This window comes from Tritonibacter litoralis (assembly GCF_009496005.1).
Lineage (GTDB): Bacteria > Pseudomonadota > Alphaproteobacteria > Rhodobacterales > Rhodobacteraceae > Epibacterium > Epibacterium litoralis.
This window is the reverse complement of the sequence record NZ_WIBF01000029.1, coordinates 1-10,805: the sequence shown is the minus strand read 5'-3', so window position 1 is coordinate 10,805 and position 10,805 is coordinate 1. Positions and strand designations below refer to the sequence as shown.

The following is a 10,805-nucleotide window of genomic DNA, read 5'->3' as shown; positions in this document are numbered from 1 at the left end:
ACCAATTGGGTGCAGTTCAACGCGCTTTCCGCCGCTATCCTTGCAGGGATCGACAGCATTGCGGGGGCGCTCGTGGCCTCCGTCGGCGGCGGCAGCCCGGGGCCTTCTGGAACTTTCGCTGAAGAATTCGACCGGCTGATCGCCGAGCTCGGCGATTACCTGAATGCCGCCGGGTCCGAGCTGAACTGGATGGCCGGCGCCATGCTCGACATCGTCGGTGTTCTTCTGCTCTCGATCCTCGGCGGACTGGCCGCCTTCATCCTCGTGGCCTCCCGACTGATGATCGCGCTACTGATCGGGATCGCCCCGGTGATGATTTTCCTGACCCTCTTCGAGGTCACCAAGGATTATTTCGCGCGCTGGCTGTCCGCGCTGATCTCCTTTGCGCTATACCCCATCGTCGTCGCAGGCGTGTTCGCAACGATCACAGGCGTTTCCTCCGCGCTCATCGGTGAACTAGGCGATCCCGAAGGGGCCTCAAACATCGGCGCGCTCATCCCCTTCTTCATGATGGTGCTCATGGCCAAGGGCTTCATTATCGCCACGCCCTTCATCGTCCGCGCGATCTCCGGCAACATCATGATGCCCGCCCTCTCCGGTGGCCTCGGCGGCGGCTACAGCTTCGCTCGCGCCGCCATGGGAAGCCAGCAGGCCTACAATCGCTACCTCATCGGCGGGGCCAGTGGCGCAGATTACGCAGCCCTCAGGGCGCGGCAGTTCTTTGGCGTACAGCAAATGCCAGTGCGGCAAGGCATGGGACAGACGGGTTCCGGAGGCGGCACAGGATCCGCAGACTCGGGATCAAAAATGCTGGCGCAGCTGGCGAGACTGGGACGGCTTGGGCGACGGTGACGGCCCATTCCTGCCGCTCGCCGGTGGCGTCAATGCTGCAATGCAGTTTCACCAGACCGGCCATTCGCGGCACCTGTGAGGCCGGGAAGCCAATCACGTGGGAAATCGCGTAATAGTCGCAGCGCTTGTTCAATCAGAGACCCAATGCTTGCCACCCGAACTTGACCGAGGCATTTATTGGGGCAACTGTTTCCAACCGAGACCTGCCCATGACCCGCAAACCTGCCCTCTCTACTGACAAGCTGAAAGATCTCGGCACAGACAAACTCGCGCAGCTGGTGCTGGAAGAGGCCGAGCGCAATGCTGGGTTCCGGCGGCAAGTCAAAGCGGCGCTGGCTGGGAAGTCCGGCCCCGAAGCCATTGCCAAACTGATCGACCGACGGCTGTCCGGGCTGGCGCGGGCAAAGAGCTTTATCGAATGGGACAAGGCCCGCGCTTTTACCGACGATCTGCGCAGCCTGACCGATACGATCACATCCGAGCTTGGACTTGCCGCCCCGGCGCTGGCCATAGACCGGTTGCTGCGCTTCATCGCCACCCATGAACAGGTGTTCGGACGAGTCGACGATTCTTCCGGTTGCGTTCAGGACGTCTATTATCAGGCGATCCACGCAACCGGCGATTTGGCCGCCAGCCTGCCGGTGCCTGAGGCTAACGCGCTGCCGGAGAAAATAATGACCGCCCTTGGCGAAAGCACGCATGGCTATCTCGCTGACGTGACCGAGGCCGTAGCGCCGCATCTGCCGCAAGACACTCTGGCGCGTTGGGACGGCGATCTGAAAGACGCCATCGCCGAACGGCAGACCGAAGACGCAGCGCGCAAATCGGATGGCTGGTTTTACTCCATGACCTCGCAATGGGCCGGGATGCGCCAGATCCTCGCCTCGGCGCGGGGGGACCTCGATCTGCTCATCGCGTTGGAGCTCAAAAAAAAGCCACATATGCAAGATACACTGGCGATCACGGCGCAGCTTCTGGAGGCTGGGCGCACCGCCGAAGCGCTGGAATGGGTGCGCAAGCCCGGGCGGCGCACTTTTGGCGAAACCGATGATGGCCTGGCACCAGAACGCGTCAGCCTGGAAGCGCGCATCTTGGACGCCACCGGCGACAGATCGGCGGCGCAAGCCCTGCGTTGGCGCTGTTTTGAGGCACGCCTGCCCGCCGACATCCTGCGGCAGTATTTGAAACTGCTACCGGATTTTGAGGATATCGAGGCCGAAGACCGTGCTCATGCATTTGCGTTGGAAAAGGCAAAACCCGAGGAGGCGCTGCAATTCTTCCTTGATTGGCCACGACTTGATTTGGCGGCAAAGCTGATCACGACGCACCCGCACCGCTGGGACGGGGGGGATTGGCACAACCTGCCAAAAATCGCGGACCTGCTGGAACACGATCATCCCTTGGCGGCGACAATCCTCTACCGGGCCCTTCTGGACCGCATCCTCGACCGCGCACGATCCAAGGCCTATGGGCACGGCGCAAAATATCTGGGGAAACTGACCCTATTGGCCCAAGAGGCGGACGCCATGCGCCCCGGCACAATGACCGACCACGCAACCTATCTTGCCAAGCTCAAGAAAACCCATCCTCGTAAATCAGGATTCTGGGCGCGCGTCGGTGACGGCGAACCGAAAACGCCACAAACGAGTGGGGCGCGTCGCCCTGTGTGGATCAAAGATGATAGGTAACGGCCCAAAGCATGCGTAATTGGGCTGCCCTCTATTCTGAGGTCGAGCTCCCGATAGGATCACAGGATAACTGTGAACAAGGGAGATAGACGATGGATTATTTTGCCGGATTGGATGTGTCGCTGCGGTCATGCGCGCTATGCATCGTAGATACCAAAGGCGCGATCATTTTCGAGCGTGAGTTGGCATGTGATGTTGATGAAATCACGAACTGTTTGAAAGGCTTCGCTCATCCTGTTGTTCGGGTTGGTTTTGAAGCGGGCACGATGAGCCAACATCTTTTCTATGGATTGACCAATGATGGTTTCGACGTTGTCTGCATGGAAGCCCGGCAAGTCAGCGCCGCGCTGTCGGCGATGCGCAACAAGACAGATAAGAACGATGCCCGAGGGATTGCGCAGATATTGAGGACAGGTTGGTTCAGCCCGGTTCATATGAAGAGCCGGGAAGCCCACAACATACGCGCCCGGTTGAGCTGCCGCAAAGCCTTGCTCAACAAAACCATTGATCTGGCAAACGAGGTGCGCGGGTTGTTGAAAATCTTCGGACTGCGCCTTCCAAAAACTGTCCAGCATGGCAGCTTCGATGACCTCGTGCGCCCTTTGATCGAAGCGGATGAGGTATTGTGTCAGGCAATGCTGCCGCTGCTGGACGCGCGCGTCGCGATATACAAAAACTATCTTGCCCTGGATCGGCGGGTCAAACGCGCGGCCCGCAATGATATCGTCTGCCTGCGGATGATGACTGTTCCGGGCGTTGGCCCGATTGCGGCCCTTACTTTCAAAGCCGCCATCGACGATCCTGCTCGCTTCAAAAGTTCCCGAACCGTTGGCGCGCACTTTGGCCTTACACCTCGACGATATCAATCAGGCGAGCACGACAACTCAGGTCGCATATCCCGAGCGGGAGACCGCGATGTCCGTGCAACCCTCTATGCAGCGGCAAATTCATTACTGATGCGCACGATGGCTGGATCACAAATCAAATCATGGGGAATGCGTTTGATGCGAACTAAAGGCAGACGCCGTGCGGTCGTCGCCGTTGCGCGAAAGCTTGCTGTTCTGCTGCATCGCATGTGGACTGACGGCACTGAATTCCGTTCAGAGAAGGTGGAGGGTTTGGCATGATGTAACCACCCAACGCTCAACCTGAACGGGGTCGTCCCTCACCGGACGAGGTCTGTGGAAGAAGCCGAATATGGCTGCTGCGCAACGAGAAGCGCGTCCCAAAGCGAGGCTCTCCACTGCCAATCCGACACATGCGTGCAGCGATGTCCCACGCGACATCAACCAGGCTGCGAAGAGAAGCGTGACCCGGATGAGTGACAAAGATCCAAAGGAAAGAAGGAAAACGAGCTTGACCCAAACACCCAATTAGAGAAGCTGCCGTTGGTCGTAGGTTCGGTTGCTGCTGCGCAGTTTCTCTAGAGCGGACATTGCCAGAGGTGTGCGGCATTTAGGAGGTTAGATGACCGAGTTGCGGACTGCAACCGCAACATCTGGGATGGACGTTGAGTGTCTCTTGTGGGCCGACAGTATTCATGGCATTGGTTCTGGCAATTACATTGCGACGTTTCATCGAAGCCGAGTACTTGTGCACAGTTTCTTGATATCAAACCGAAAAATCTGCCAACTTTTTCAACTTATTCGTTCGGCAGCCAAGCCAAAGGCGTCATTTCGCCTCGCTTAAGCATAGTTTCGCGTTTGTGATTTGCGGTTGACTACCAAGTATGTAAAACGACGAGTATGAACTTGGGTGCGTCAATCTGGTTGAAGAAACTACAGCGGTTTTCGCTGATGCTTTTGCTTTCGGGATTGATTGTTGTGCAGTTCATGCAAATTGCTTCTGCGGCTCGTTTTTCCTTTGACGACCACATGAGCCATTGTGGGTCGGTATTGGCGCAAAATCACGATGGCCACGATCACTTAGCTGAGACTAACGATGCTCATAACGGGCAAAATTCGGTATGTGATATGACGTCGTGTCAGGCCTTTTTTGTTTTTGTCTCGGACATCCAGTCGCCTTTCATTGCGCAAATTGCGGCTGACCCGGTTACCATTGATGGTTCCATGTTCAGTGGTCCTTTCTTGCCGCAAATTGGCAAACCTCCCAAACACAATTGATCAAACGATAGGCCTCACCTCGCCGTGAAACGCGCTGGTGGTTTTTTTGATCAGTGATGAAGGCCCCACTTGTGAGGGCACGGGAGACGAACATGAATGGACGCTATGGCGCGCTCAGCATTCTTGCATTGGGGGCCGGATTGGCTGGTGGCATCTATGCTGAACGCTTTTACCTAAATTCGACAGAGATGGCCGCAAATTCCGGGCCAGAAATCCTTTATTGGGTCGCGCCCATGGATGCAAATTTCCGCAAGGAAGGGCCCGGAAAGTCGCCAATGGGTATGGATTTGATCCCTGTTTACGCTGGGGAAGAGCCCTCATCTGACCCCTCGGAAGTGATGCTATCTGCTGCAGAAATCAACGCCATCGGTGTACGCACCGCAGTTGCTCAGGTTGATGACATTTCACAGTCAATCGAGACGGTTGGGTTTGTGGGCTATAATGAACACCTAACAAGCCACATTCATACGCGGGTTGAAGGCTGGATCGAAGAGATAGAAGTGCGTGCTGTCGGTGACATAGTCGCAAAAGGCGACGTCATGTTCGAGATGTTCTCACCTCTTATCGGGGCGGCCAGCGCGGAACACATCAGATCACTCGAAGAAGGCAATCAGCTTATTACCGAGATTTCACGTAACAAGTTGCGCAGTCACGGTGTGTCAGATCAACAAATTCAAGAGATCGAAAAAACAAGAAAGACGGCCCGCAACCTAAAGTTTTACGCGCCACAAGATGGTGTCGTGATCGCCCTTTCGGCGGTAGATGGGATGTTCTTGCAACCCAACATCCAGGCAGTCTCGCTCGCTGATCCATCAAATGTCTGGCTTATTGTTGATGTGTTTGAGCGTGATATTGCGCGTATCACCGACGATATGACGGCGAGTATCGAATTTGAGCACTTGAATGGTCAAGTATTCGAAGGGCAGATTGACTACATTTATCCAGAGCTAGACGCCGAGACCCGTACATTGCCCGTGCGATTGAGCGTCGACAATACGGCCGGTATTTTGAAGCCCAATATGTTTGGCACGGTAAGCCTAACCCCAAACGAAACGCGCAAAGCATTGACGGTCCCGACTGAGGCAATCATCCGCACGGGCCGTTCCGAGCGCGTCATTCTGAAAACAGGCGAAGGCACTTTCGCACCTCGTTTGGTCACCACGGGGCTGCGCGATGACTTTGACGAAGGGGGGCGCACCGAAGTCGTGCAAGGACTAGCTCCAGGTGATGAGGTTGTGGCCTCTGCCCAGTTCCTGATTGACAGCGAGAGCGCGCTGAGCGCGGGTTTGATGCGGATGGCTCCCACTGACGCGGAACCGGCACAGGGCGTTGGAGAACTGCTGGCATTCGAACCTACGACACGCATGGCAACGATCCGCCATACAGCCCTTGAAAGCCTTGGCTGGCCTGAAATGGACTCGCAGTTTCCCGTGAAAGCGGATGTTCGGGTTGAAAGCCTCATGGCGGGCCAGCAGGTCGCGTTTCAGATTGTGCGTGGCGCGGACGGATTGCTGTCCCTTGTGGATATTGGATCCGATGACGGTGTTGCGGCAACAGGCAATGGCGTGATCGAAGCTGTGACAGATGATGGCCTGCTAAGCATGAGCCATGATCCTATCCCCGAACTTGGTTGGCCTGCCATGCAAATGGACATGCCAGTTACAGGGTTTGATCCGGCAACTGTACCGATTGGCTCGCAGGTGTCTTTTGACTTGGCCAAAGATGGCGAAGGTATGTTTGTCATCGTCGCCGTTCGAACCGATGACACAGCAATGCCTGAACCAATGACTGAAACAGAAGAAAAGTCGATGGCAGCGGCGCAGATCGTCGTAGGCGGTGCGATTAACGCAATTGATGCCACAGCGCGCACTGTAACAATCAATCACGGTCCGATTGCTGAAATTGGCATGCCGGGAATGACGATGGACTTCGGGGTAACAGATTTGCTTGATCTTGAAACGCTTCAGATCGGTGCGGCATCGACGCTAAGCTTTGATCGCCCTGATGGGATGACAATGGTTCTAGCGGCGGCAGAAACCATCGCACCTGCGATGAAAGTCATGGGAACCATCAACGACATTAATCTTGAAACTGGCATGGCGAACATCACTCACGGACCTATGGTGGATATTGGGATGCCTGGGATGACGATGAACTTTACCATCGATCCATCTGTCGACGTTCAAGAACTTCCTACAGACGTCGAAGTTGCGCTATTGATGACCCGAAACCCTGATTTCTCGCTTACCCTTGTCGGGGTCGAAGCTCGGGATGAGCAGGTGACCCAATGATCGCGGCTATCATTCGGAGCTCAATCCAGAACCGGTTTTTGGTGTTGGCCCTCGCGATAATGATGGCAATTGCGGGTGTTTGGGCAATACGCTCGACCCCTGTCGATGCCATCCCAGACCTGTCCGATGTGCAGGTCATCATCAAGACGCCGTACCCTGGACAGGCGCCACAGGTCATTGAAGACCAAGTGACCTACCCGATTACCACGGCCATGCTTGCGGTACCGGGTGCCACCGATGTCCGTGGGTTCTCATTCTTTGGCGACAGCTATGTCTATGTTGTATTTGAAGATGGAACCGACCTCTATTGGGCGCGAACCCGTGTGCTGGAATATCTTGGTCAGATCGCGTCAAACCTGCCGGATGGCGTGTCACCTGAACTTGGGCCAGACGCTACAGGCGTTGGGTGGATCTACCAATACGCGCTGATTGATCGGACCGGAAATCATGATCTGTCAGAACTGCGGACGCTCCAAGACTGGTTTCTGAAATATGAATTACAAACCGTCGAGGGTGTATCTGAGGTCGCCACAATCGGCGGTATGGTCAAGCAGTATCAGGTGGTCGTCGATCCCAACAAGCTGCGTGCCTACGATTTAACCCTGGCGCAAATACGAGGTTCGATCCAAGGGGCCAACCGCGAAACGGGCGGAAGTGTGATCGAGATGGGCGAGGCAGAATTCATGGTCCGCTCGACCGGCTATGTCGATGAAATCGCGGATCTTGCAAGTGCTCCCCTGATGGTGAATGCGCGCGGTGCGGCGATTACTTTGGGAGATGTCGCTGATATTCGGCTTGGCCCGGAAATGCGGCGTGGTGTTGGTGAATTTGACGGTGACGGCGATGCAGTGGGTGGTGTTGTGATCCTCCGCTGGGGCGGCAATGCCCTGACCTCGATCAAGGCGGTTGAGGCAAGAATTGAGGAACTGCGCCCCAATCTTCCCGAAGGTGTTGAACTTGTGACAACCTATAACCGCTCAGGAGTAATTGAGAGGGCGATTGAAAACCTTGAGAAAAAACTGACCGAAGAATTTATTGTCGTTGTGCTGGTATGTGCAGCGTTCTTGCTGCACATCCGTTCCTCGCTGGTGATCGTTCTGTCGCTTCCTCTTGGGATTTTCGCAGCGTTCATCATCATGAAATTGCAAGGCGTGAACGCCAACATCATGTCCCTCGGCGGGATCGCGATTGCCATCGGGGCCATGGTAGACGCTGCCATTGTGATGATCGAAGCGATGCACAGGCGGATCGAAAAAGAACCCCTTACACCGCAAAATCGCTGGCGGATCGTAACCGAGTGTTGTGAGGAAGTCGGCCCTTCGCTGTTCTTTGCTCTGGCAATTATCTCCGTAAGCTTTCTTCCTGTGTTTGTACTGGAAAGCCAAGAAGGCCGACTTTTCAAACCTTTGGCCTTTACGAAGACATACGCGATGGCGGCCGCATCGATCCTCGCGATCACGTTAGTGCCCGTTCTGATGGGCTACTTTGTACGCGGTCGTATTTTGCCCGAGCGAAAGAACCCACTAAACCGTCTGGTGATCTGGTTGTACCGACCGTTTCTTGACGCCGCAGTCGCATGGCCTTGGCCCACAACGATGCTTGCGGTTGGGTTGGTCGCATCGATGGCGTGGCCGCTGCAACGTATCGGAACCGAGTTCATGCCAGAACTGAACGAGGGCGATTTCTTGTACATGCCGTCGCTTTATCCAGGTGTGTCCATCGGCAAAGCGCGTGAGGTTTTGCAGCAGACGGATCGCTTGATTGCGACAGTACCAGAAGTTCAGACCGTTCATGGCAAGCTGGGCCGCGCAGACAGCGCAACTGACCCTGCTCCACTAACAATGATCGAAACCACTGTGCAGCTACGCCCTGAGAAGGAATGGCGTCCCGGCATGACGATGGAAGGTATTCGCCAAGAACTGGACCGCATTGTGCAAGTGCCCGGCGTGACAAACGTTTGGATTCAGCCAATCAAAAACAGGATCGACATGCTTGCGACCGGAATAAAAACGCCCGTGGGTGTCAAAATTTCCGGTGAAGACCTAGGGATGATCGAAGCGATCGGAATTGAAGTCGAACAGGCTGTCGCCGCTATTGATGGCACGGCATCGGCTTACGCCGAGCGGCCCGTCGGTGGCCGGTTCATCGAAATCAATGTGGATCGGGATGCCGCTGCGCGTTTTATGATGAGCGTCGAAAATGTCCAGGATGTTGTCCAAACTGCGATCGGCGGTACGCAAGTTTCCGAAAGCGTCGAGGGGCTGGAACGGTTCCCGATCAATTTGCGCTATCCACAGGAATGGCGCAATAGCCCGGAGAGACTTCGTGATCTGCCGGTCGTAACCCCGTCTGGGGCTCATATTCCCCTTGGCACTCTAGCGGAAATCAAGATTGTCGATGGCCCTAGCATGATCCGATCTGAGAACGCCCGGCGTACCGGGTTTGTCTTTATCGACATCGCAGGTCGTGATTTGGGGGGCTACGTGAATGAAGCTCGCGCAGTGGTTGCGGATACGGTCACTTTGCCGCCGGGATATTCTATAACTTGGTCCGGTCAGTATGAATATATCGAACGAATGCAGGACCGCCTTATGCTTGTTGCACCGGCGACGCTGCTGATTATCACTTTGATGCTGTTCATGGCCTTCAGTCGGGTTACCGAAGTCGCGATTATCCTTGCTGCATTGCCAGTAGCGCTGGCGGGCGGCGTCTGGCTGATCTGGTATCTCAGTTTTGATATCTCGGTTGCCGTTCTTGTGGGCTTCATCGCGCTTGCAGGTGTTGCCGTGGAAACAGCGATTGTCATGCTGCTTTACCTCAACCTTGCTTGGGAAAAGCGTAAGAAAGCAGTGATGCAGGAGCGACGCAGTCTGATACCTTTGGATGTAGAACAGGTCGTATTTGAAGGTGCATTGCTACGTGTCCGACCAAAGGTAATGACGGTTGCTACGATCTTCGCGGGCCTAATCCCAATCATGTATGGCCATGGAACAGGGTCGGAAATCATGCAGCGAATTGCAGCTCCGATGGTTGGTGGCATGGCCACAGCGACTTTGCTGACGCTTCTTGTGATCCCGTCTATTTTTGTAATCTGGAAGCGGTTTTCCCTAAAGCGCGTAAATCGTGAACTGGTCGAAGGGCCGCCCCAGCCACTTGAAAATTACCCAAATGAAGTTCCCGGAGAATGACCTTCGGCACCAGCCATCACGCAAGACAGGAGATTTCCATGCGTAAGACACTTACTCTCGTTTCAGGCCTCGTCTTGAGCACAGGCGTCGCTTTTGCCCAAAGTATGGACCATTCCAATATGGACCATGGCGATATGAAAATGGATGAAACCACAATCGAAGGCGCAGTCCACGCCGAAGCCGTCGTCAATTCTTTTGGCGAAGGTACTGTAAATGTAAGCCATGGTCCGATCCCAGAGATTGGCTGGCCTGCAATGACCATGGATATGCCATTGCTGGAAGGAGCAGAGATGATGGGCGAAATCGCAGATGGCGATACAGTGACCATGATGTTGCTTAAAGACTCGAACGGAATGTACGCTGTCGGCGCAATAGTGGCTGACCAATAAATATTGGGCTGGGGTGTTATCTACTCCCCAGCCACCTCAGACCGTTGCGTGTAAGAGGGGAGTTTGCTTCAGTCGGTACGTGCCTTTAGCCCGGATTTGGCCCGCAGTTCAGCCATCCAACAAATAGTGTTTGGCTGCTACAGTGAATGGACGGTTCGGGCGCGCACCGCAGCACTGAACTGGTATGGCGAATGGCTTGTGTGGATGGCTCCTGCATAGCAAGACATTTTTGATCTGATTTGTGCATTTGTCAGAAGCAGTCATGTGTCCGGCC

7 protein-coding genes are annotated in these 10,805 nt (G+C 55.2%); all 7 read left to right on the top strand.

The window, feature by feature from the left end; translation table 11 throughout:
* On the top strand, positions 1 to 852 hold an 852-nt coding region (locus GFB49_RS20645), incomplete at its 5' end, for a TrbL/VirB6 family protein (protein ID WP_153218136.1).
* Positions 853 to 1,061: 209 nt separating this feature from the next.
* A complete protein-coding gene (locus GFB49_RS20640; protein WP_194269437.1) occupies positions 1,062 to 2,540 on the top strand; it encodes a DUF6880 family protein in 1,479 nt (492 codons plus the stop codon).
* A gap of 92 nt (positions 2,541 to 2,632) precedes the next feature.
* On the top strand, positions 2,633 to 3,667 hold the full coding sequence (locus tag GFB49_RS20635; RefSeq protein WP_153218132.1) for an IS110 family RNA-guided transposase: 1,035 nt from the start codon (positions 2,633 to 2,635) through the stop codon (positions 3,665 to 3,667).
* A 624-nt stretch (positions 3,668 to 4,291) separates the two neighbouring features.
* Entirely contained in the window at positions 4,292 to 4,663 is a 372-nt protein-coding gene (locus tag GFB49_RS20630; RefSeq protein ID WP_194269436.1) for a hypothetical protein, read from the top strand.
* A gap of 140 nt (positions 4,664 to 4,803) precedes the next feature.
* Positions 4,804 to 6,954 (top strand): efflux RND transporter periplasmic adaptor subunit, encoded by a 2,151-nt coding sequence (locus GFB49_RS20625; RefSeq protein ID WP_343032657.1) that lies wholly within the window; start codon positions 4,804 to 4,806, stop codon positions 6,952 to 6,954.
* A complete protein-coding gene (locus GFB49_RS20620; RefSeq protein WP_153218126.1) occupies positions 6,951 to 10,142 on the top strand; it encodes an efflux RND transporter permease subunit in 3,192 nt (1,063 codons plus the stop codon). Before GFB49_RS20625 ends, GFB49_RS20620 begins: the two co-directional genes overlap by 4 nt.
* A 38-nt stretch (positions 10,143 to 10,180) precedes the next feature.
* A complete protein-coding gene (locus GFB49_RS20615; RefSeq protein ID WP_246149877.1) occupies positions 10,181 to 10,531 on the top strand; it encodes a copper-binding protein in 351 nt (116 codons plus the stop codon).
* Positions 10,532 to 10,805: the final 274 nt, after the last annotated feature.

Bases quoted from the DNA above. Each gene is read 5' to 3' on its own strand.
- GFB49_RS20640 (WP_194269437.1), top strand. From the start codon at position 1,062: ATGACCCGCAAACCTGCCCTCTCTACTGACAAGCTGAAAGATCTCGGC.
- GFB49_RS20635 (WP_153218132.1), top strand. From the start codon at position 2,633: ATGGATTATTTTGCCGGATTGGATGTGTCGCTGCGGTCATGCGCGCTA.
- GFB49_RS20620 (WP_153218126.1), top strand. From the start codon at position 6,951: ATGATCGCGGCTATCATTCGGAGCTCAATCCAGAACCGGTTTTTGGTG.
- GFB49_RS20615 (WP_246149877.1), top strand. From the start codon at position 10,181: ATGCGTAAGACACTTACTCTCGTTTCAGGCCTCGTCTTGAGCACAGGC.